This is a genomic window from Phenylobacterium sp. (assembly GCF_013822795.1).
GTDB lineage: Bacteria > Pseudomonadota > Alphaproteobacteria > Caulobacterales > Caulobacteraceae > Phenylobacterium.
In genome coordinates, this window is sequence record NZ_PNLB01000012.1 from 103325 (window position 1) to 125116 (window position 21792).

Sequence of the window (21792 nt, forward strand, 5' to 3'; positions counted from 1 at the left end):
GATATGGACAGCTCCAATCCGCTGCTGGCGGGCCTCCGCGGCCGCTGCCCGAACTGTGGAGAGGGGCGTCTGTTTCAAGGCTTTCTGACCGTAGCCCCCGCCTGCGAGCGGTGCGGCTACGATCTGGCCAAGGCCGACTCTGGAGACGGTCCCGCGGTCTTCGTGATCCTGATCGCGGGCTTCCTCTGCGCCTTCGCCCTGCTCTTCACAGAGCTGATGTTCTCGCCCCCGATCTGGGTGCACTTCGTCATTTTCCTCCCCCTGACGCTTGTCGTCTGCCTCGGCCTGCTGCGCCCGCTGAAGGGGCTGATGCTGGCGGCCCAGTTCGCCAACAAGGCGTCGGAAGCCCGCCATGACTGATCGCGCCCGGCGCTTCCCGGTCGGCCTGACGATCGCCACCGCGATCTCGCTGGCCATCCTGCTCGGCCTGGGCGGCTGGCAGATGCAGCGGCTGCACTGGAAGGAAGCCCTGCTCGCCCGCGTCGCGGCCCTGCAGGCGGCTCCCGCCACGAGCGGCGAGGCGGCCCTGGAACGCATGTCCGCCGGCGCCGACCTCGACTTCTCCCGCGTCCGGCTCGTGTGCCCGGGCCTCAGCAGCGCGCCGTATCTCGAGCTGTATTCGGTTCGGGAAGGCAATGCCGGCTCCCGGCTGATCTCCGCCTGCCGCGTCGCCAGCGGCCGCTACCAGAGCATCCTCGTCGACCGGGGCTTCGTCCGTGACGACATCTCGGCCCGGCCGCGGGTCAATGTCTCGGATTTGGCCCCCGTCGAGGTGGTCGGCGTGCTGCGCGTTCCCGAGGCCGGCAACCGGTTCAGCCCGCCCAACGACGTGGCCGGCAATCGCTGGTACGTCCGCGACGTCGCCGCCATGGCGCAGGCCCTGAAGGTCGACGCCCCCGCGCCGCTGTTCCTGATGGCCGAGACCTCGTCCAACCCCGACTGGCCGGCGCTTAATCCGGCCCCGCTGCCGGCGGAAATCTCCAACCGTCACCTCGAATACGCCCTGACCTGGTTCGGCCTTGCCGCAGCCCTGGTCGGCGTCTATGCCGCCATGCTCTGGCGGAAACGGAAGTCCTGATGCGGTACGTCTCTACGCGGGGGCAGTCGCCCTCGGTCGGCTTTGTCGATGCGGTCCTGGCGGGCCTGGCCCCGGATGGTGGACTCTACGTCCCGCAGGAGTGGCCGAGCTTCACCCGCGATGAGATCGCCGCCTTCGCCGGCCGCCCCTACGCCGAGGTCGCGACCGCAGTCCTGGCCAAATTCGTCGGCGACGAGATCGACCGCGAGACCCTGGCTGAGATGTGCGCCGAGGCCTATGCCAGCTTCACCCACGCGGCGGTCGTGCCGGTGCGTCAGATCGCGCCGGGCGGCTTCATCGCCGAGCTGTTCCATGGCCCGAGCCTGGCCTTCAAGGACGTGGCCATGCAGCTGCTGGCCCGCCTGTCGGACCACGTGCTGGGCCAGCAGAACCGCACCCAGACTATCCTTTGCGCCACCTCCGGCGACACCGGCGGCGCGGCGGTCGAGGCCTTCCGCGGCCGCGGCAACACCAAGATCGTCGTGATGTTCCCGGACGGCCGGATCTCCGAGGTCCAGCGCCGCTTCATGACCACGGCCGAAGAGGACAATGTCCGCTGTGTGGCCGTGGCCGGCGACTTCGATGACTGCCAGGCGATCCTCAAGACCTCGCTGTCCGACGCCGCGCTCAAGCAGTCGGTCGGGCTGTCGGCGGTCAACTCGATCAACTTCGCCCGCATCGTCGCCCAGAGCGTCTACTACTTCACCGCCGCGGTAGCGCTGGGCGCGCCGCACCGGCCGGTGTCGTTCGCGGTCCCGTCGGGCAACTTCGGCGACGGCTTCGCTGGCTATGTCGCCAAGCGCATGGGGCTGACCATCGACCGCATCATCGTGGCGACCAACTCCAACGACATCCTGGCTCGCGCCTTCGAGGACGGCCGCTATGTGCGTGGCGTCACCGCCCCGACCCAGTCGCCGGCCATGGACATCCAGTCGGCCTCGAACTTCGAGCGCCTCTATTTCGAATGTGTGCGTCGCGACGGCGTCGAGACCGCCCGCGCCTTCGCCGCCTTCGCCGAGACCGGCGGCGTCGACATCCCGCCCCAGGCGCTGGCCGCTATGCGCGAGACCTTTACGGGCGTGACGGTGGGCGAGGGCGACACCACCCGCACCATCGTCGCCACCCTGCGCGAGACCGGCGAACTGATCGACCCGCACACCGCCGTCGGCGTGTCGGGCATGCAGCGGGCCCGCGGCGCGACCAGCGCGCCGATCGTGGTGCTGTCGACAGCGCACCCGGCCAAGTTCCCGGAGACGGTCGAGGCCGCCACCGGCGAGACCCCGGTGATGCCGCGCACCGCCGCGCATCTGGCCGGCAAACAGGAACGTTTCGACCGCCTGCCGGCTGACGCCGAGGCCATCAAGGCCTATGTCAGGGCCTTTGCGGAAGGCTGAGGCTCTGCCCAACATCCATAAGCTGAAGAACGGGGTCCGGGTCGTCTGCGACCCGATCGACGGACTTGAGACCCTGGCGCTGTCGGTCGTCGCCGGCCGCGGCGCACGCTCCGAAGACGAGGCCCGTTCCGGCTGGTCGCACCTGCTCGAACACATGGTGTTCAAGGGGGCCGGCGATCGCTCGGCTCGCGACATCGTCGAGGTGATCGAGGCCGAGGGCGGCCAGATCAACGCCGCCACCGGCTATGAGCGCACCAGCTTCCAGATCCGCGCGCTTAAGGGCGGGCTGGACCTCGGCAGCGCCGTGACCGCCGATCTCGTCCTGCGCCCGACCATGGACGCCGGCGACCTCGCCCGCGAGATCCAGGTCGTCGGCCAGGAGATCGCCGAGGCCGCCGACACCCCCGACGACCACGTCTTCGAGATGGCCCAGGACGCAGCCTTCAACGGCCAACCGCTGGGCCGGCCGATTCTTGGCACCGACGAGTCCATCGGCCGCGCCGCTCCGGCCACCCTGTCCGCCTGGCGCAGTGCGCTCTACGCGCCCGACGCGCTGGTGATCTGCGCATCCGGCGCCGTCGACGAAGACGAACTGCTGGCCCTGGCCGAGCGCGACTTCGGCGACGCGGTCGGGCAGGGGGCGAGCGAGCCGGCCCCGGCGGCTTTCGTCGGCGGCGTACGCAATACGCCCAAGGCGCTGGAGCAGGCCAACCTGGTCTTTCTGTTGCCGGCCGTCGGCGTGCGCGACGAGGCCTACTTCGCGCTGCGGCTCTACGCCGAGATCCTGGGCGGGGGCATGGCCTCGCGGCTGTTCCAGGAGGCGCGCGAGAAGCGCGGCCTGGCCTATGCGGTCGACGCCTATTCCGAGACCTATGCCGACACCGGCGTGCTTGGCGTCTTCGCCGGCTGTGCGGCCAAGGACGCCGCCGAGCTGGCCAAGGTCGCGGCCGAGGAGATCAAGGGCATGGCCGCGGGCGTGCAGGCGGCCGAATTGGCCCGCGCTAAGGCGCAGCTCAAGGCCTCGATGTTCATGGCTCGCGAGCAGCCGCTGTCGCGGGCCGAGCAGGCGGCGGCCCAGGTGCTGCTGTTTGACCGCACCCTGCCGCCAGCCGAGCTGGCCGCCCAGATCGACGCCGTCGAGGCCGCCGACATCGCCCGCCTGGGCGCGCAGATGCTGGCCCCGCGTGCGGCGGCGGCGAGCATCCTGGGGCCCAAGGGCGCGATGAAGGCCGGCGAGGCGTTCCAGCGGGCCTTGTTCGGCTAGTACATCGGCCTCTCTTGACGGATTCCGCGCATCCCGCGACGTTCCGCCCATGGCCTTGTTGGACTGGATCGCGCCGGAGAGCGGCCTTCGTATCGAGGGCGACGGCGTGCGCCTGCGTCCGCCGCGCGCCGCGGACTTCGCCGAGTGGCGAGAACTGCGCGCGCAGTCCAAGGATTTCCTGCAGCCCTGGGAGCCGACCTGGCCGGCCGACGATCTGACCCGTGCGGCCTTCCGCCGCAGGCTGACCGCCTATGCGCGTGATCGCGAGGCCGGAACCGCCTATCCATTCTTCGTCTTCCGCACGCGGGACGACGCCCTGACCGGCGGGATCACGCTTTCCAACGTCCGGCGCGGCGTCGCGCAGATGGGATCAGTCGGCTACTGGTGCGGCCAACCCTTTGCGCGGCAAGGGCAAACGCTTGGCGCCGTGCGCGCCCTGACCGTCTTCGCCTTCCGCACGCTCGCCCTGCACCGGTTGGAAGCGGCCTGCCTGCCCAGCAACGAGCCCTCGCGACGCCTCCTCAACCGTGCCGGGTTTCGCGAGGAAGGTCTCGCCCAGGCTTATCTGAAAATTAACGGCGTCTGGCGAGATCATGTGCTGTTCGGCCTTGTCTCCCCGCTGCGGGCGCACGAGGGCCCGGACGAAGGAGTGTCTGTTTAGCGCTCGGCTGTCGTGGGCCGATCCGCTCTGCGGCGCGTTGGCCGGAAATGTCTTGAGACGATGCCGAACGATCGTTGGAGCTGGGACGCAACCGCGACCTTGGAGGCGCTAGGCGCCGCCGATGTGGCCCTATGGCTCTGGGAACCTGAGAAAGACCGCCTGCATCTGACCGGCGCCTCGCGCGCCTTGGGTCTGGGACCGCTTGCGCCTGAGTGTTCGTCGGCGGCCATGCGCGCCCTGGCCTTGCCGCCGGATCGGGCGCTGGCGGAGGACGTGCTGCGCGTTCAGGAGCCTGGCACCGAGATCTCCGTCCGCCTGCGCATGCGCGGCGGCGGGGTCTGCATCTGGCGCGGGGTCTGGCTCGAGGAGGGCTTGCGCGCCGCCGGCGTCGTCGCGCCCGAGGCCAAGTTCGCCGCCTCCGACCAGGACGGGCTGACCGGCCTGCTCGACCGCAAGAGTTTCGTCGCCCGCGCCCGCGAGCGCCTGGCCCATCCCGGCCAGCACGAACTGGTGGTGGCCGACCTCGACCGACTTCGCCGCCTGAACGAGGCGCTGGGTCATGAACGCGCCGACCTGGTGCTGGCCGCGCTCGGCTCGCGGCTGGCGGCCGCCTTCCCACCGCACGCGCTGCTGGCGCGGGTCGGCGAGGACGAGTTCGCCGTACTGACCACGATCAGCGCCATGCCGGCCGCAGAGACCCTGCGCCAGGCGCTGGAGCAGCCGCTGCGCGTCGCCGGCTTCGACATCCACCCCACCCTCTCGATCGGCGCCGTCGAGGCGACCGGCGGCGAGGATGCGCCGGAGGCCGCCGAACTGCTGCGCCGCGCCGAGTTGGCCGTGGAGGCCGCCAAGAGCGGCGGCCGCGGCGGCGCGGCCGCCTATGGCCGCAGCCTGGAGAGCGACGGGCTCTCGCGCCTCGCGCTCGAGAGCGACCTGCGCGGCGCGCTGGGCCGCAACGAGATCGTACCTTTCTATCAGCCCATCGTGCGGCTCTCGACCGGCGCCCTGTCCGGCTTCGAGGCGCTGGTCCGCTGGCGTCACCCGCGCCGCGGTCTGCTGACTCCCGACCAGTTCCTGCCGCTCTGCGAGGAAATGGGGCTGATGAGCGAGCTCGGCGCGCTGATGATGCGCCAGGCCGGTTCCCAGCTCGCGCGCTGGCGGCTCGACCATCGCGCCGCCGGCGAGCTGACCGTGGCGGTGAACCTCTCGACCGGCGAAATCGACCGCCCCGACCTGATTTCAGACGTCCTGGAGATCCGGCGGGAGACGGGCCTGCCGCCCGGCGCGCTGAAGCTGGAAGTCACCGAAGGCGACGTCATGCGCGATCCCGACCGCGCGGCCGTCATCCTGCACAAGCTGCGCGAGGCGGGCGCGGCCCTGGCGCTAGACGATTTCGGCACCGGCTTCTCGTCGCTCAGCTACCTGACCCGCCTGCCGTTCGACACCTTGAAGATCGATCGCTACTTCGTGCGCACCATGGCGACCAACGAAGGTTCGGCGAAGATCGTCTCGTCGGTGGTCAAGCTCGGCCAGGACCTGGCGCTGGAAGTGGTCGCCGAGGGCGTCGAGAACGCCCAGATGGCCCGCCAGCTGCTGTCGCTGGGCTGCGACTACGGTCAGGGCTTCGGCTATGCGCCGGCGCTCTCGCCGCAGGAAGCCGAGGTCTATCTCAACGAAAGCTATGTCGACGGCGCCGCCCCGGTGAAGGCGCGCGGCTAGATCCGGCCTAGGCGCGGCCGGCGGTCGAGGACAGCAGCCGCGGATCGACGCCGATCTTGGCCAGCGCCTGCGACCACTTGTGCGCATGGTCGGCCCCGAAGATCAGCGTCTCGTCGGGTTCGCAGGTCAGCCAGACATTGTCGCGCAACTCGCGCTCCAGCTGACCTGGGCCCCAGCCGGCATAGCCTAGCGCCAGGGCCGAGCGGCGCGGCGGATCGCCGTGACCGGCGATCGCCTCCAGCACCTCGCGGGTGGCGGTCAGGGCGACGCCGTCGCCGACATGCAAACTGTGCTCGCCGGCCATGTAGTCGTCGGTGTGCAGCACGAAGCCGCGCTCACGATCCACCGGCCCGCCAAGCAGCACCAGATCGGCCGGAAGCTCGATGCTGGGTTTGACGTCCAGCCGGCCGAGCAGGTCGGGCAAGGTCAGCCCCTCGACCGGGCGGTTCACGGCGATGCCCATGGCATGGCTCTCGTCGTGGGCGCAGATCAGCACCAAGGCGCGCTCGAAGCGCGGGTCGCCGATGCCGGGCATGGCGATCAGCATCTTGCCTGAAAGGAATTCGCCGTCTCCCATGCGTCGAATGTGACGCTGATCGCGGAGCTTTCAAGTCTTCACGTTACACAAGGCCGTTGATGCTTGCGCGCAGCTCGCTATCTGGTGGGGCTGAGCTGATCAGGGAGACAGATCATGACCATCAAAGTCGGCGACAAACTGCCCGCCGCCACCTTTTCCGCCGGGACCGCCGAAGGTCCCAAGCCGATGACGACGGACGAGATCTTCGCCGGCAAGAAGGTCGCGCTGTTCGCGGTGCCCGGCGCCTTCACGCCGACCTGCTCGGCCCGCCACCTGCCGGGCTTCAAGGATCACGCCGCCGACTTCAAGGCCAAGGGCGTGGACGCCATCGCCTGCGTGTCGGTCAACGACGCTTTCGTCATGAAGGCCTGGGGCGAAAGCCAGTCGGTGCTGGGCGACATCCTGATGCTGGGCGACGGCAATGGCGACTTCACCAAAGCCCTCGGCCTGGAGATGGACGCCTCGAAGTTCGGCATGGGCGTCCGCTCGCAGCGCTACTCGATGATCGTCGAGGACGGCGTCGTGAAGGAGCTCAACGTCGAAGCTCCGGGCGAGTTCAAGGTCTCGGCCGCCGACTACATGCTGGCTCAGCTCTAGGCGGTCTAGACCCTTTCCGGTTCAGGTGGAATCACCTGAACCGGACAAAAAGGGTCTATCTTCAAACATTTAGAGCGTGCCGGTCGCTTCAACCGGCTTCCACTTGAAGCTGTCACGCTCTACGCGCCTAGAGCCTCCGCGCCGACGGCTTCGAAGTCGTCGGCGCCTTCCATCACCCCCGCGGCCAGGCCAGGCGCCTGGGCCAGGACCTGGCTGGCGAACACGCGGGCCAGGGCCGGCTTGCTCTTGCTCCAGGCGTCTTGGCCGTCGGCCACGGCCTGGGCCTGGCGGGCCAGCATCCAGCCGCCGATGACGTCGCCGGCCAGCTTCAGATAGGGCGTGGCGCCGGCCAGGGCGTTGGGGCCCTTGTTCTGCAGAACCCAGTCGGTGGCGCGCTCCAGCGCCGCCACACCGGCCTCGAGATGGGCCGCCACGCCGCCGAGGGCGGGATCGCCCTGCAGCGCCTGGGCGGTGGCGTGCATCTCGGCGCAGAGCGCGTCCATCACCGCGCCGTCCTGCATGGCGACCTTGCGCCCGATCAGGTCGATGGCCTGGATGCCGTTGGTGCCTTCGTAGATCGGGGCGATGCGGGCGTCGCGGTAGTGCTGGGCCGCGCCGGTCTCCTCGATGAAGCCCATGCCGCCGTGCACCTGGACGCCCATCGAGGCGACCTCGACGCCGACGTCGGTGGACCAGGCCTTGGCGATCGGGGTCAGCAGCTCCTGGCGGGCCTTGGCGGTGGCGCGCTCGGCCTCGCTGGGGGCCAGGCGGGCCTGGTCGGCCAGCACGCCGGTGGTCATGCAGATGCCGCGCGCGGCCTCGATCTTGGCCTTCATCAGCAGCAGCGAGCGGCGCACGTCGGGGTGGCCGTAGAGCGGGGCCGGGACCTCGGCCGACCACACCGCGCGGCCCTGCTTGCGCTCCTGGGCGAAGGCCAGGGCCTGTTGGAAGGCGCGCTCGGCGATGCCGACGCCCTGGACGCCGACCTGCAGGCGGGCGGCGTTCATCATCACGAACATATGGGCGATGCCGTTGTTGATCTCGCCGACCAGCTCGGCCTTGGCGCCCTCGAACAGCATCACGCAGGTGGGCGAGCCGTGGATGCCCAGCTTGTGCTCGATCGAGCCGGCCCGCAGCTCGTTGGCGACGCCAAGGGAGCCGTCGTCCAGCACCTCGCGCTTGGTGGCCAGGAACAGCGAGATGCCCTTCACGCCGGGCGGGGAGTCGGGCAGGCGGGCCAGCACCAGGTGGCAGATATTGTCGGCCGCGTCGTGGTCGCCCCAGGTGATGAAGATCTTCTGGCCGTAGAGCTTGTAGCCGCCGTTCCCGTCGGGCTCGGCGCGGGTGGTGACGGCGGCGAGGTCCGAGCCGGCCTGCGGCTCGGTGAGGTTCATCGTCCCGGTCCATTCGCCCGAGACCAGCTTGGGCAGCACCAGCGACTTCTGACGTTCGGTGCCGTGCAGGTCGAGCGCCTCGATCGCGCCCTGGGTCAGCATCGGGCAGAGGCCGAAGGCCATGTTCGAGGCGTGGACCATCTCGAACACCGCCAGCTCCATGGCCTTGGTCAGGCCCTGGCCGCCGTGCTCGGGATCGGCCGACAGCGAGTTCCAGCCGCCGGCGACGAAGGCCTGGTAGGCGTCGGCGAAGCCCGGGGCGGCGATCACCGTGCCGTTCTCGTAGCGGGCGCCGACCTGGTCGCCCTTGCGGTTCAGCGGCGCGAGCTGCTCCTGCGTGAAGGCCCCGGCGGCCTCCAGCACGGCGGCGACCGTATCGTCATCGAGTTCGGCAAAGGCGCCGGATACCAGCGCCGGATGGCCGGCAATCTGCAGCGAAAGGGCGAGGTCACGGACGGGCGCGCGGTAGGACATGCTGAACTCCGATATGTCAGGCGTTCTTTAGGGGAGGGGAGGCGGCGCTCCAAGTGTTCACGAGTTGCAAAATGCAAGTTGGTTGCCGCGCAAGGGCTTGTGTGGTCGATTTCGGGCGTCAGGGGCGCCCTACCGCGGCCGGAGCGTGACTGTTGCGGCGGGCGAAACGGTGCGTTGCGGGACGCGGCGGCCCCCAGGCCTAGCCAGACCGGTAGAGCCAAGCCCATATGTGAATCTGGAACGCAACCGCGCCCTAGCGGCAGGTATTCGCGGGCGTCGCCCACGAACCTGCCGGAGCCGCGCAGGGCGCCCGCAGTCGCGTCGAGTAAGAGTAGATTGTCCATGTCCAAGTCCGCTCAGGCGCGCAGTCACTACAGCGCCGTCGCCATCGTCCTGCACTGGCTGATCGCCGCGGCGATCGTGTTCCAGGTGATCATCGCCTGGCGGATGGGCGGGGGGCGGACGCCCGAGGGCTTCGCCCTGGTGCAGCTGCACAAGTCGATCGGGATCACCGTCCTGCTGCTCAGCCTGGCGCGGCTGGCCTGGCGGCTGACCCACCGGCCGCCGCCGCTGCCGGCCGGCATGGCGACCTGGGAGAAGGTGCTGGCCAAGGTCGCGCACGTCGGACTCTACGTGATCATGATCGGCCTGCCGATCACCGGTTGGATCATGGTCTCGGCGAGCCGGATCCAGGTGCCGACCCTGCTCTACGGCGTCGTCCCCTGGCCGCACGTGCCGGGACTGGCGCACGTGGCCGAACCGGCCAAGAGCGCGTGGCACGGGTTCGGCGAGACCGGGCACGAGGTCCTGGCCTGGGGCGCCTATGTCCTGGTGGCGCTGCACGTGGCCGGGGCGCTCAAGCACCAGTTGTTCAGCAAGGACGAGCCGGTGCTGGCCCACATGGCGCCTGGGACCAAGCCGGGCGCGTGGCTCGACCCGCGGCTGATCGGCATCGTGGTCGCCGCCCTGGCGGTAATCGGGGCCGGCTACGCCGTGCGGCCCGCGCCGCCGGCCAGCAAGCCGCTGCCGCCTCCGCCGCTGGTCGTCGAAGAGGCGCCGGTCGAGGCGCCTGCCGCCATGCCGGTGGAAACGCCGGCCGCGCCCGCCGCCGAGACTCAGGCCGAGGCGGCCGCGCCGTCGGCCTGGAAGGTCAATGCCGGCTCGACCCTCGGCTTCGCCACCGCCTGGGGCGGCTCAGCCATCGAGGGCCGCTTCGACCGCTGGACCGCCGACATCTTGTTCAGCCCCGAAGCGCTCGACAAATCCAAGGTCAGCGTCAGCATCGACCTGACCTCGGCGGTTTCAGGCGACAGCCAGCGCGATGAGTCCCTGCAGGGCGCCGACTGGTTCGACACCGCCAGCCACGCCAAGGCGACCTTCACCGCCAGCCGCTTCGAGAAGACCGGCGAGAATCGCTATGTCGCCATCGGGACGCTGACCCTGCGCGGGGTCGCCAGGCCGCAGCGGCTGCCGTTCACGCTCAAGATCGAGGGCGACAAGGCGCGCGTCAGCGGTGTAACGACCCTGGACCGCACGGCCTTTGGCGTCGGACAGGGCGAGTGGAAGAGCACCGATCAAATCCCGGCCGAGGTGAAGGTCAGCGTCAACCTGACGGCGACGCGGCGCTAGACGCCGCCGCCCAGGCGCTGCGCGAGGGCCGACTGGTCATCCTGCCGACCGAGACGGTCTACGGGCTGGCGGGCGACGCCGGCAGCGCGGACGCCGTCGCCGCGATTTTCGAGGCCAAGGGCCGGCCGAGCTTCAACCCGCTGATCTCGCATGTCGCCGACCTGGCGGCCGCCGAGAAGATCGCGGTCTTCGACGCCCGCGCCCGCGCCTTGGCGAAGGCGTTCTGGCCCGGCCCCCTGACTCTGGTGCTACCGGTCGCCGATACCGACGCGGTCAGCGACCTGGCCCGCGCCGGCCTCGACACCGTGGCGGTGCGCGCCCCGGCCCATCCGCTGGCCCGCGCGTTGCTGGCGCGGTTCGGCGGGCCGGTGGTCGCGCCCTCGGCCAACCGCTCGGGACGGCCCAGCCCGACCAACTACGCCGACGCCATGGAAGAGACCGGCGACAAGGTCGCCGCCGCGCTCGACGGCGGCCCCTGTGAGGTCGGTTTGGAGTCGACGGTGGTGGCCCTGCTGGACCAGCCGCGGCTGCTGCGGCCGGGCTCGGTCACCCGCGAGGAGATCGAGGCGGTGATCGGCCCGCTGGCGGAAGCGCAGGCCGACGCCAAGCGCTCGCCCGGCCGGCTGGCCCGCCACTATTCGCCCAAGGCGCCGGTGCGCCTCAACGTCGCTGCGCCCGAGCCGGGCGAGGCGTACCTGGCTTTCGGGCCCGGCGAGCACCGCTGGAACCTCAGCCCGACCGGCGACCTGCGCGAAGCGGCCTCGCGCCTTTTCGCCTACCTGCGCGACGCCGACCGCACCACGCCCGCCGCCATCGCCGTCGCCCCGATCCCGCACGAGGGCCTGGGCGAGGCGATCAACGACCGCCTGAAGCGCGCGGCGGGGTTCGTCGGGTAGGGGGCGGGGTGCTTGCGATGGGCGCTCGCCCGACCAGGTCGGGGCGGCGTTGGGCTGGATTGCCAAGACAGCTATGCGCCAGGGTCGGACATTGGCGGCACCAGCCGTGGCCGCAGAAACTCGGGTCGCGCTCGGAGCCTTCGGGGTGTTCGCGACCGAGACCAGCGTGTTCAGCGCGGCGTCAGCGTGCTCCTTCGCCATCTCGGCGATGTCACGCTTAGCCTGCGCGACAGCGCCTTTCTTCCGCCCAGCACCGGGGCGTTTGCCGCCGTGCGCGGCCATCTTGATTTCCTTGATTGTTATTCAAGCCGCGCCAATGCATGTGTTGCGTTACGGCAACACTCGGCGCGGAAGTCGCCAACTTGTTAACGCCAAGTTAACGAAGGCGTGGATTGCAGCGATTTCAATTTAGGCGAGCTCAGCCGTTGGCCCTATATTGGGATTACCGAACCGCCCGTCCGGCAAGATCGAAGCGGTTCGGCACCACACAAACCAAGCAAGGTCTGAACATGAACTCTCTACCGCCCTACGGGTCTTCTGCCAACCGTACTTCGATGGTTGGCTTCATCGTACGCATCGAGATGCACGCCGCATCCTACGATGAGTACGAGGCTCTTCACGAAGCCATGCGCGATGTTGGCTTCTACAAATACATCGTCAGTGACGACGGCCGCGTCTTTCACCTGCCCGACGCTGAGTACTACGGCCTGTCCTACGGTCCTCATACCGACGTGCGCGACAGGATGATGCTGGTGGCCGACAGCGTGAAGCCCGGCTCGTTCGTTCTGGTTACGCAATCTGACGGCATTGCCTGGAAGCTTCCGCTCGCCAGCTAAATGGCCCCCGGCCGCGAGGTCGGGGGCACTCTCCCTCCAAGGAGAACGCCTTGGCAACACTCCTTGGTCGCAGAACGCCGCTCTGCTAACCTGGGCCTTATGCCAAAGCCCAAGCACCCAACTCAGACTGCGTCGACAAACCCGGCGGAGATTGTCGAGATCAAGGAGCGACGCCTGAACTATCGGAGTACCTACGATGGTGCTGCCGCCGACGGAAAAGCGCGCGCGCCGTTCAAGGACCGCACCGAGGCGAAGTTCATCGCGGAGAAGCGAGAGGCCGGCTTCACCGACGAACAGATCGTGAAGATGCTCGGCCGGACGGTCGAGTTCATTCGCCGCCCCGATCATGTCGATGACAGCAATTCTGTGGCCGCGCCTCAGGTCGTCGACGAGGTTACGTTCTCAGTGACCCGCCGCATCCCCGTCATCACTCCAGAGGAGCGCAGGCAGCGCGATCGGGCCGCTCGTAAGTCCACGACTTGGCGGCCCGGCCAGGGGTAGCTTCTGAAACGAAATACCCCGCCGGGTGGGGCGGGGTTCTCTGGGCGCGCAAAAAGCGACCATAACAACAACTATGGGTGGTTTGCCCGGAAACCGCAACAATTTGTGCTTAGTCAGACAACCTTGCCAAATTGGCGAGCGAAACTACTCGCTGACCGTTCTTTTGGATCGGCCCAGCCGCTGCCCAAGCTGCCTCGCCTTCGCCGTCGAAAACGATCTCAGCCTCTTCGTTCGAGATGATGCGAAGCACTACGAGCCTGTCACACGTCGCGTACATGGCGACTGACTTTCCTCTCGTCAGCTTGATCTGAACCTGCCGCCCCGTTTGGTCGACGGCGTCATGCCCTGGATGGGAGGCGGGATGCAGCGTGAGACCAAGAGCTTCGGCGGCAAGGACTTCACCGATCGAGCCGACAAGATGGCCGTCAGGTGTGAACTTCCTCCCCGGATATGCAGCTTCCAGCTCACCGACCGCTCGGTAAATCGCTGATACCGGCTCTGGCAGTTTCAGCCGTCGGTTGCCCACTTGAGCCGGGCTCCCATCAAGGGGAGCCAAGGCGATAGAGATTGCTTTTGCAGGCTCTGCGGGCGTGACCGGCCCCGGCTGAGCCAGGTCAATGGTCACCTTCAAGCCTCTGCTGCTCTGAAGGTCGTGCCAAGCGGCTTGGGCACCATCCAACGGCTTGAAGCCATGCGTGGGCCGGCCATCCCTTCCGGTCGACATCTTCCGCCAAACACCTACGCGGCCATTCACCTCCAAGGAGATGTCTGCACCGGGCTCGATCGACTTCAACAGATCAGTCAGGGGCCCAGCCGGCCACACGTGGTTGATCCACAGGGCGTGATCCCGAACCTCGACAAGTGCAGCGTACATTGGTCCCCGCGCTCTTTAGATCCGAACCGCTCCAAGGTAGACGCCGGTCAAGTCGAGCGCAAAGCCAAGCTCGGTTGCCATGGCCTTGGATGTCCGTAACGAGCCCAACTCAGTCTATCGCGCACGACCAGCGGGGCAGCCGTTCAGCGGCCTACTTTCGAAGGTCGCGAGCGCAGCAGCGCCGCCCGCCCCGGCCCCCCCTCAGGTGTTTCCCCGCCGAACGTGGGGGCGCGGCGGGATAGCCCTGCGGCGACGAGGGCCGAAGCTGGCGGCGATGTCGGATGAGGCCAACCACCGCTTTCGCCTGGGCAGTCTCGTCAAGCTGCTGTTGCTGGCGGCTGGGGCGGTGGCGCTGTTGGTCGCGGCGGCGATCGCGGCCTATGTCTGGAAGGGCTCGCACCCGTCGTTCCTGGCGCCGCAGCCGCGCGCGGCGCACGCCAAGTTCATGGCTTCGGGCCTGACGCTGCACACCCCGCCCGGCGCCGGGCCGTTTCCGACCGTGCTGCTCGTCCCCGGCTGCGGCGGCATCAGCAACGGCCGCGGCCCCAATCCGATCATGGACGAGTATGCGCAATCGGCCCTGCAGGCCGGCTGGGCGGCGGCGGTGCTCGACAGCTACGGGCCGCGCGGCTGGGATCCGGAGTGGGCGCGCCGGCGGGTCTGCGCCGGGGCGCGGCTGCAGGGGCTGTTTCGCACCGCCGACATCCTGGCCGCCCTGGACCTGCTGGCGCAGGATCCGCGCGTCGACCACCGCCACGTGCGCGTCGCCGGCTGGAGCCATGGCGGCTGGGCGCTCGGCGACCTAGTCACCCTGCATGGCGATGAGGACTTCCAGCAGACCATGGCCGGGGTCGAGGCGATCCGCCTGACCTATCCGTTCTGCGCGCCGCCGGCTCGCGGCGGGCGCCGCGGCTGGACCTGGAGCGGCGGCGTCGACCTGGTGATGGCGCAGCGCGACGTCGTCCAGCCCCCGGCCGGCTGCACGCGCCTGATCGAGCGGGCGAAGGCCGCCGGGGCCAAGGTCACGGTCATGACGGTTCCCGGGGTCACCCACGCCTTCGACGAGCGGGTCCAGTCCCCGGACTCGGCCTTCCGCTTCGATCCCGCCGCCACCGCCAAAGTCCACCAGCAGTTCATCGGCTGGCTGCAGACCCCGGCGCGCTAGGCGACCCGCGCCTTACTCCGCGTAGACCGCCCGCTCGAAGGCTTCGAAGGCGGCCAGCATGCCGGGGTCGGCGAAGGGAAGGAACTGGCCGCAGAGCATGCCGGCCACGCCGCTGGCCGGGTCGGCCCAGTAGTAGCAGTTGGCGAGACCGCCCCAGGCGAGGCTGCCGGCGCGGCGCATGCCGGGGACGTCGGCCTCGTTGCGCAGGAAGCCCAGGGTCCAGGTCTTGGGCGTGCCGGGCATCGGGCGGAAGTCGAGGCTGATCGGGGCCATGGCGGTGGAAAGGTCGCCGGCCGGGATGGCGCTGTCGGCCTCGCGCAGCCAGGCGAGCGTCCTTGGCCCCAGCACGCCGGCGCCGTCACCCGCGAGCACGGCGCGGAGGAACTTCAGGTAGTCGGGCGCCGTCGAGCGCAGGCCGCCGCCGCCATAGTAGATCGGCGACGAGGGCAGGTGCGGCGCGGGGATGAAGGCGCCGTCGGGCGCGTGGTGGTGCATGCCGGCGGCGCGCGCCTCGAGCTGCGGCGTGGCGACGAAGGCGGTGTCGCTCATGCCGAGCGGGCCGGTGATGTGCTCGGCGACATAGGCGTCGAGGCCCTGGCCGCTCGCCTGCTCGACCAGCCAGCCGACCGCGTCGATGCCGATGCCGTACTGCCAGCCCGCCCCCGGATCGAAGGCCAGCACCGGCGCGCCCGGCGCGCTCTCCATCAGGCTGCCGCCGACGTGGGCGTAGTAGCGGGCGAGGTCGGCGTGGAAGAAGTCGTAGGCCAGGCCCGAGGTGTGGGTCAGCAGGCGGCGCAGGGTCAGCGGCGTGCGGGCCGGGCGCAGGCGCGGGGCGCCGTCGGGCCCGAAGCCCTCCAGCACCTGCGGCGCGGCGAGGTTGGGCAATCGCTCGCCGACCGGCGCGTCGAGCTCGAGCACGCCGCGCTCGACCAGCTGCAGCGCTGCGGCCGAGGTGATCGCCTTGGTGCATGAGGCGATCCAGAAGGTGTCGTCCGGCGACATCGGCGTCGGGTCCGCCGCGCCGCGCACGCCGGCGGCGAAGTAGCTGTCGGTCCCGTCGGCGCGGGCGACGGCGGCGGTCAGGCCCGGCGCCGCGCCCCTGGCCACGGCGTCGTCGAGCAGCGCCTGTATCGTCTGCGAACCCATGTTTCCTCCCCGGCCTCTCGTGAGGCTCTCGTCGCCCGTCAGCGGGGCCGATGATCGGGAGGCTGTCAACGGCCTAGTCGCGGGAGACGGGTGGCGAGGCGACATTGCGCTCAGTAAGAATTCGCTATGGCCGATCTCGCAGATTCCCGTGAAGCGTTGCGCATCGCCATCGCGCAGACCCCGGTGGGCTTTGATCCGCGCGCAAACGGCGCGGCGATCCGCGCCCAGATGCGGCAAGCCGCCGAAGCCGGCGCCAGGCTGATCCAGTTCACGGAAGGCGCGATGTCGGGCTATCCGTCGGGCGAGGGCAAGCGCGTCCTGGCCGGATGGGATGTCGACTGGGCGGTCCTCCGCGACGAACTGGAGGCCACCTCCGCTCTGGCGGCCGAGCTTGGCCTGTGGGCGGTGGTCGGCGCGAACCATCCGCTGACGCCGCCCAATCGGCCGCATAACAGCCTCTACGTCATCTCTGACCGGGGCGAGTTGGTCGGCCGCTACGACAAGCGGCTGCTGTCCTATACGGAAGTCACCGACTGGTACGTTCCAGGCTTGCGCTTGCTGACCTTCGAGGTGGACGGCTTTCGCTTCGGCTGCCTGCTCTGCATCGAAATCCAGTTTCCCGAGCTCTTCGTCGAGTATGCCGCCGAGGGCGTCGATGTCGTGCTGCTCTCGACCTTTTCGCGTGACCCGATGTTCGCGCTCCAAGCACAGGGCCATGCCGCGTGCGGCGCCTTCTGGCTGGGGTTTTCCGTGCCCGCGCAATGCAGCGCGGCGGCGCCGAGCGGCCTGGTCGGGCCCGATGGCAGGTGGATATCCAAGGCGCTCCCAGATGGTCGCGGCGGCTTGGTCATCGCCGACCTGGACCGCCGCTCAGAACCGCTGCGAGGCGCCTTGGACTATGCGCGACCATGGCGGGTGCGGGCGCGGATGGGTGACCTGCATCGCGCGGCTCGCGTCGTTGACCCTCGAAGCTCGGATGTGAGCCGCTACTAGGTCTGCGTCCGCCGGCGTTGACCGTCCGTCGGCGACTTCGTAGCGTTCTCGCATGTCGACAATTGCGTGACCCTGGCGCCGTGCGCGGCGCCGACAGCCTTCACCGCGGACCGCTGGAACTGCGGCCGCCTTGCTGTGTCATGCCCGTTGAAAGACATCCCGTTGAACACGATCCCACGCATCGAACCTGAGCGTCCCGGCGACGCGACCGCCATCGGCCAACTCACCACTACGGCCTTCGCGCCGATGCCGTTCAGCGACGGCGACGAAGCCCGCGTGATCGACGCCCTGCGCGAGGCTGGAGCCCTGGCCATTTCGCTCGTGGCCGTGGACGTCGACGGGGAGGTGGTCGGCCATATCGCCTTCTCGCCGGTCCGTATCGATGGGCGTCCGGGCGATTGGTACGGGCTCGGGCCGGTCTCGGTCGCGCCGGGGCTGCAGCGGCGCGGCGTCGGCAGCGCCCTGATCCTGCAAGGCTTGGATCGCCTGAGAGAGTTGCAGGCCGGCGGCTGCGTCCTGCTGGGCGACCCGAACTACTACAGCCGCTTCGGGTTCGTGAGCGACCCCGCGCTCACCTATCAGGGCAAGCCCAATCGGTACTTCCAGCGCCTGGTTCTAGGGACTTCGGGGCGGACGGGAGATGTCAGCTTCCATCCTGCGTTTGATCCGCCGTGAGGCGCCTCAGGGCTTGAGTTGGGCGAGGTAGAGGTGGGTTTCGTTGCGCAGCGCAAAGTCGCGCAACGGCGTCAGCGCCGCCTCGACTGCGGCCAACAGCTGGTCGCGTCGGCCCGGGTCGATGACGTTGTAGTCGGAGCGGGTGCGCAGCTGCCGCACGAAGCCGCTGGCGGTCACGCGCTCGGGCCAGGCGTAGGCCTTGTGGGTCACGGGCCCGAAGAGGCCGGACGCGTCGATCAGCGCGCGAACCGGACCTTCGGGCAGATACCAGGCCTGGGGCGGGGGCCGCCAAAGGTCCGGCGCGATGTCCGCATAGATGGGCTCCAGCAGCTCCAGGACCTCGGGGGAGGGGGACAGCGGAACGTGTCCGAAGATCGCCAGCCATCCACCCGGCTGCAGAGCCGCCGCGGCCTTGGGAAAGCTGACGGTTGGTTCGATCCAGTGCCAGGCCTGCGCGGAGGCGACGAGCCGAAAACTCGCCGGGTCCGGAACGAAGGTCTCGAACTGGCCGACGTGAAAATCGACTTCGCTCAGCCGCGTCTTCGCCAGGGCGATCAGGTCGGAGCCTGGGTCGACGGCGACGATCTCCCACCCGCGGCCCAGCAGGCCGGTGGTGGCCTGGCCGCTGCCGCATCCGACCTCCAGCACCCGCTGGCCGGCGCCGCCGACGACTGCGGCCAAGTCTTCGAACAGCGCGTCCGGATAGGGTGGGCGAACGGCGTCGTACTCGGCCGCGACGACGTCGAAGGTGTCCCGCTGATCGTTCATCGCCGCCCCGCCCGCATGGCTTGAAGTAGGGCTGCCAGACAATCAGGGCGGGCAAGGGCGCGCAAGTCGGCGCGCCGCAGCGAAATGGGACTTCAAGGGCGCGGGGCGGGGGCCTAGGGTCGGGACATGACCGTTTCCGTGCCCGCCGACGTGATCTCCCGCCTCAAGGCCGTGCTCGGCGAGGGCGGCTGGAGCCAGGACCCTGAGCGGCTGGCGCCCAAGCTGGTCGAGTGGCGCGACCGCTGGCAAGGCAACACCCCGTTCCTGGCGCTGCCGAAGACCACCGCCGAGGTCGCCGCGGTGATCGGCGTCTGTGCGGAGTCCGGGACGCCGGTGGTGCCGCAGGGCGGCAACACCGGCCTGGTCGGCGGGCAGATCCCGCTGGGCGAAATCCTGCTGTCGACCGAGCGGATGCGGACGATCCGCGATGTCGACGCCTTCGACGACGTGCTGGTGGCCGAGGCGGGCGTGACCTTGCAGGCCGCGCACGAGGCGGCGCTGGAGAAGGGGCGACGCTTCCCGCTGGACATCGCCTCGCAGGGGACGGCGACCATCGGGGGGATCATCTCGACCAACGCCGGCGGCACGGCGGTGCTGCGCTATGGCAACACCCGCGAGCTGGTGCTGGGGCTGGAGGCGGTGCTGCCCAACGGCGAGATCTGGAACGGGCTGAAGCGCCTGCGTAAAGACAACACTGGCTATGATCTCAAGCAGCTGCTGATCGGGGCCGAGGGGACGCTGGGCGTGGTCACCGCCGCCAGCCTGAAGCTGTTCCCGGTGCTGGTCTCGCGCGCCACCGCCATCGCCGCGGTCGCTGATCCCGAGGCGGCGATCCAGCTGCTGGCGCGAGCCAAGGACGCGGCCGGCGGCGCGGTCGAGGCGTTCGAGCTGATGGGCCGGCGCGGGATCGACTTCGTGCTCAAGAACATCCCCAACCAGCGCGACCCCCTGAGCGAAATCCATCCCTGGTACGTGCTGATCGAGATCGCCTCGGGCGAGCCGGGCGCGGCCGAGAGCGCCATGGAACGGCTGCTGGGCGCCGCGCTGGAGGACGGGCTGGTGCGCGACGCCGCCGTCGCCCAGAGCCAGGCCCAGGCGCAGGCCTTCTGGTCGGTCCGCGAGAACCAGTCGCCGGGCCAGAAGCCGGAAGGCGCGACCTGGAAGCACGACGTCTCGGTGCCGGTCAGCCGGGTGGCGGAGTTCCTGAACCAGGCGACGGCGCGCATGGAGGCGCTGGTTCCCGGGGCCAGGGTCACCGCCTTCGGCCATGTCGGCGACGGCAACATCCACTACGATGTGATCCGCCCGGACGGCGGTGACGACGCGGCGCACTCGGCGCTGCGCAGCGAAGGCTCGCGCATCGTCCATGACATCGTCGCCTCGATGGGCGGCTCGATCTCGGCCGAGCATGGGCTGGGATCGATGAAGACCGAGGAGGCCAGGCGCTACAAGTCGCCGGTCGAGGTTGCGGCGCTCTCGGCGATCCGGCTAAGCCTGGACCCGAAGCGGATCATGAATCCGCGAGTCCATTTCTGAGTTCCCATGCTGATCGTCATCTCCCCCGCCAAGGCGCTCGATTTCACGCGACCGGACGGCGCCGCGCCGATGACGACGCCGCAGATGGCCGAGGACATCGCCGAGCTGAGCCTCACGGCCAAGAAGCTGAAGGTCGCGGACCTGAAGAAGATGATGGACCTGTCGGACAAGCTGGCCGAGCTGAATCGCGAACGGTTCGCGGCCTTCGACCCGGCGATGGAGGACGGTCTGCAGGCGGCGTTCGCGTTCAACGGCGACGTCTATTCGGGGCTGAAGGCGCGGGAGCTGAACAAGAAGGGCCTGAACTACGCCCAGAAGCATTTGCGCATCCTGTCGGGGCTGTACGGCGTGCTGCGGCCGCTGGACGCGATCCAGCCCTATCGCCTGGAGATGGGCGTGCGGATCAAGACCAAGCGCGGCGCCAGCCTCTACGATTTCTGGGGCGACAAGATCGCCGGGGTGCTGAATGAGGCCGGGGCCGGCCACAAGGACCCGACGCTGGTGAACTGCGCCAGCCAGGAATACTTCGGCGCGGTCGACCGCGCGGCGATCAAGCTGCCGGTGGTGACGGCCAAGTTCTTCGAGGAGAAGGACGGCTCATCGAAGATCATCTCGTTCTACGCCAAGAAGGCGCGCGGGCTGATGGCGCGCTACGCCATCGACCACGGCGTCGAGAAGGCCGAGGATCTCAAGGCCTTCGACGTCGAGGGCTACCGTTTCCAGAAGAGCGCTTCGAGCGACACCGAATGGGTGTTCTCGCGGCCCCAGCCTCCGCCGCCGTCAGCGGCCAAAAAGCAGAAGGACTGATCGGATGGCCGTGGACTATGGGCTGCAGGGCCATGTGGCCGTCATTACCGGGTCCACCAGCGGCATCGGCCAGGCGCTCGCCGCCTCGCTGGCCGAGCAGGGGGTGAATGTCATCCTCAACGGCTTTGGCGACCCGGCCAAGATCGAGGCCGACCGCGCCGCGCTGCAGGCGCGGACCAATGCGGCGATCCGCTATCACGGCGCGGACATGACCAAGCCAGGCGAGATCACCGACCTGATCGAGTACGCGGTGCGCGAGTTCGGCCGGCTGGACATCCTGGTCAACAACGCCGGCATCCAGCACGTCGCCCCGGTCGACGAGTTCCCGCCCGAGAAGTGGGACGCGCTGATCGCGATCATCCTGTCCTCGACCTTCCACGCCAGCCGCGCGGCGATCCCGATCATGAAGGCGCAGGGCCGCGGACGGATCGTCAACATCGCTTCGGCCCATGGGCTGGTCGCCTCGCCGTTCAAGGCGCCCTATGTCGCCGCCAAGCATGGCGTGGTCGGGTTCACCAAGGGGCTCGGCGTCGAGCTGGCCCGCACCGGCATCACCGCCAACGCCATCTGCCCCGGCTATGTGAAGACCCCGCTGATCGAGGCGCAGATCGTCGACCAGGCCAAGACCCGCGGCATCCCCGAGGACCGGGTGATGGAGGACGTGATCCTCGCCGCCCAGCCGACCAAGAAGTTCGTCGAGTACGAACACCTGGCCGGGATGCTGCTCTACCTGGTGTCCGACATGGGCGCGTCGGCGACCGGCGCGGCCATGGTGGTGGACGGCGGTTGGACGGCGACTTAGAGCCGC

Annotated in this window: 22 protein-coding genes; 17 read left to right on the top strand and 5 right to left on the bottom strand. The window is 69.3% G+C overall.

Annotated features, from left to right (window positions below; translation table 11 throughout):
- Positions 1-3: 3 nt before the first annotated feature.
- The 6 genes from C0481_RS12330 to C0481_RS12355 are packed head-to-tail and all read left to right on the top strand — an operon-like array spanning position 4 to position 6116.
- Positions 4-360 carry a DUF983 domain-containing protein gene (locus tag C0481_RS12330; protein WP_293404105.1) on the top strand — a complete coding sequence of 119 codons (357 nt, stop codon included), beginning with the start codon at positions 4-6 and terminating at the stop codon, positions 358-360.
- Positions 353-1078: an SURF1 family cytochrome oxidase biogenesis protein gene (locus C0481_RS12335; RefSeq protein ID WP_293404107.1), complete on the top strand. Its 726-nt coding sequence runs from the start codon at positions 353-355 to the stop codon at positions 1076-1078. Before C0481_RS12330 ends, C0481_RS12335 begins: the two co-directional genes overlap by 8 nt.
- The gene (gene thrC / locus C0481_RS12340; protein WP_293404109.1) at positions 1078-2472 is read left to right on the top strand and encodes a threonine synthase; all 1395 of its coding nucleotides are present in this window, start codon (positions 1078-1080) and stop codon (positions 2470-2472) included. Before C0481_RS12335 ends, thrC begins: the two co-directional genes overlap by 1 nt.
- Positions 2459-3736 carry a pitrilysin family protein gene (locus tag C0481_RS12345; RefSeq protein ID WP_293404111.1) on the top strand — a complete coding sequence of 426 codons (1278 nt, stop codon included), beginning with the start codon at positions 2459-2461 and terminating at the stop codon, positions 3734-3736. Before thrC ends, C0481_RS12345 begins: the two co-directional genes overlap by 14 nt.
- A 49-nt stretch (positions 3737-3785) precedes the next feature.
- A complete protein-coding gene (locus tag C0481_RS12350) occupies positions 3786-4397 on the top strand; it encodes a GNAT family protein (RefSeq protein WP_293404113.1) in 612 nt (203 codons plus the stop codon).
- 60 nt (positions 4398-4457) lie between these two features.
- The gene (locus C0481_RS12355) at positions 4458-6116 is read left to right on the top strand and encodes a bifunctional diguanylate cyclase/phosphodiesterase (RefSeq protein WP_293404115.1); all 1659 of its coding nucleotides are present in this window, start codon (positions 4458-4460) and stop codon (positions 6114-6116) included.
- Between the two features lie 7 nt (positions 6117-6123).
- Here the strand turns inward: C0481_RS12355 and C0481_RS12360 are convergent, their stop codons facing one another.
- Positions 6124-6693: a YqgE/AlgH family protein gene (locus tag C0481_RS12360; RefSeq protein ID WP_293404117.1), complete on the bottom strand. Its 570-nt coding sequence runs from the start codon at positions 6691-6693 to the stop codon at positions 6124-6126.
- A 114-nt stretch (positions 6694-6807) separates the two neighbouring features.
- On the opposite strand from C0481_RS12360, the gene C0481_RS12365 reads away from it, so the two are divergent.
- A complete protein-coding gene (locus tag C0481_RS12365) occupies positions 6808-7290 on the top strand; it encodes a peroxiredoxin (RefSeq protein WP_293404119.1) in 483 nt (160 codons plus the stop codon).
- 119 nt (positions 7291-7409) lie between these two features.
- On the opposite strand, the gene C0481_RS12370 is transcribed toward C0481_RS12365, so the two are convergent.
- The gene (locus C0481_RS12370) at positions 7410-9158 is read right to left on the bottom strand and encodes an acyl-CoA dehydrogenase (protein WP_293404121.1); all 1749 of its coding nucleotides are present in this window, start codon (positions 9156-9158) and stop codon (positions 7410-7412) included.
- Between the two features lie 342 nt (positions 9159-9500).
- Between C0481_RS12370 and C0481_RS12375 the strand changes: the two genes are divergently transcribed.
- The 4 genes from C0481_RS12375 to C0481_RS12390 all read left to right on the top strand — a co-directional run bounded on the left by C0481_RS12375 (position 9501) and on the right by C0481_RS12390 (position 13020).
- Complete coding sequence (locus C0481_RS12375; RefSeq protein WP_293404123.1) at positions 9501-10787, top strand: YceI family protein; 1287 nt, start codon at positions 9501-9503, stop codon at positions 10785-10787.
- Complete coding sequence (locus tag C0481_RS12380; protein ID WP_293404125.1) at positions 10718-11683, top strand: L-threonylcarbamoyladenylate synthase; 966 nt, start codon at positions 10718-10720, stop codon at positions 11681-11683. The genes C0481_RS12375 and C0481_RS12380 overlap by 70 nt, the downstream gene beginning before the upstream one ends.
- 509 nt (positions 11684-12192) lie before the next feature.
- A complete protein-coding gene (locus C0481_RS12385; protein WP_293404127.1) occupies positions 12193-12519 on the top strand; it encodes a hypothetical protein in 327 nt (108 codons plus the stop codon).
- Between the two features lie 63 nt (positions 12520-12582).
- Complete coding sequence (locus tag C0481_RS12390) at positions 12583-13020, top strand: hypothetical protein (RefSeq protein ID WP_293404129.1); 438 nt, start codon at positions 12583-12585, stop codon at positions 13018-13020.
- A gap of 109 nt (positions 13021-13129) precedes the next feature.
- On the opposite strand, the gene C0481_RS12395 is transcribed toward C0481_RS12390, so the two are convergent.
- The gene (locus C0481_RS12395) at positions 13130-13894 is read right to left on the bottom strand and encodes a hypothetical protein (RefSeq protein ID WP_293404131.1); all 765 of its coding nucleotides are present in this window, start codon (positions 13892-13894) and stop codon (positions 13130-13132) included.
- A 274-nt stretch (positions 13895-14168) separates the two neighbouring features.
- Here C0481_RS12395 and C0481_RS12400 point away from each other — a divergent pair, with 274 nt between their 5' ends.
- Positions 14169-15059, top strand: coding sequence for a dienelactone hydrolase family protein (locus C0481_RS12400; protein WP_293404133.1), 891 nt, complete (start codon positions 14169-14171; stop codon positions 15057-15059).
- Positions 15060-15071: 12 nt separating this feature from the next.
- On the opposite strand, the gene C0481_RS12405 is transcribed toward C0481_RS12400, so the two are convergent.
- Entirely contained in the window at positions 15072-16205 is a 1134-nt protein-coding gene (locus tag C0481_RS12405; RefSeq protein WP_293404135.1) for a serine hydrolase domain-containing protein, read from the bottom strand.
- A gap of 126 nt (positions 16206-16331) precedes the next feature.
- Here C0481_RS12405 and C0481_RS12410 point away from each other — a divergent pair, with 126 nt between their 5' ends.
- On the top strand, positions 16332-17198 hold the full coding sequence (locus tag C0481_RS12410) for a carbon-nitrogen hydrolase family protein (RefSeq protein ID WP_293404137.1): 867 nt from the start codon (positions 16332-16334) through the stop codon (positions 17196-17198).
- Positions 17199-17360: 162 nt separating this feature from the next.
- The gene (locus tag C0481_RS12415; RefSeq protein ID WP_293404139.1) at positions 17361-17873 is read left to right on the top strand and encodes an N-acetyltransferase; all 513 of its coding nucleotides are present in this window, start codon (positions 17361-17363) and stop codon (positions 17871-17873) included.
- A 6-nt stretch (positions 17874-17879) separates the two neighbouring features.
- On the opposite strand, the gene C0481_RS12420 is transcribed toward C0481_RS12415, so the two are convergent.
- Positions 17880-18641 carry a class I SAM-dependent methyltransferase gene (locus tag C0481_RS12420; protein ID WP_293404141.1) on the bottom strand — a complete coding sequence of 254 codons (762 nt, stop codon included), beginning with the start codon at positions 18639-18641 and terminating at the stop codon, positions 17880-17882.
- 126 nt (positions 18642-18767) lie between these two features.
- Between C0481_RS12420 and C0481_RS12425 the strand changes: the two genes are divergently transcribed.
- The 3 genes from C0481_RS12425 to C0481_RS12435 are packed head-to-tail and all read left to right on the top strand — an operon-like array spanning position 18768 to position 21786.
- Positions 18768-20177 (top strand): FAD-binding oxidoreductase, encoded by a 1410-nt coding sequence (locus C0481_RS12425; protein ID WP_293404143.1) that lies wholly within the window; start codon positions 18768-18770, stop codon positions 20175-20177.
- Positions 20178-20183: 6 nt separating this feature from the next.
- The gene (gene yaaA, locus C0481_RS12430; protein ID WP_293404145.1) at positions 20184-20984 is read left to right on the top strand and encodes a peroxide stress protein YaaA; all 801 of its coding nucleotides are present in this window, start codon (positions 20184-20186) and stop codon (positions 20982-20984) included.
- A 4-nt stretch (positions 20985-20988) separates the two neighbouring features.
- On the top strand, positions 20989-21786 hold the full coding sequence (locus C0481_RS12435; protein WP_293404147.1) for a 3-hydroxybutyrate dehydrogenase: 798 nt from the start codon (positions 20989-20991) through the stop codon (positions 21784-21786).
- Positions 21787-21792: the final 6 nt, after the last annotated feature.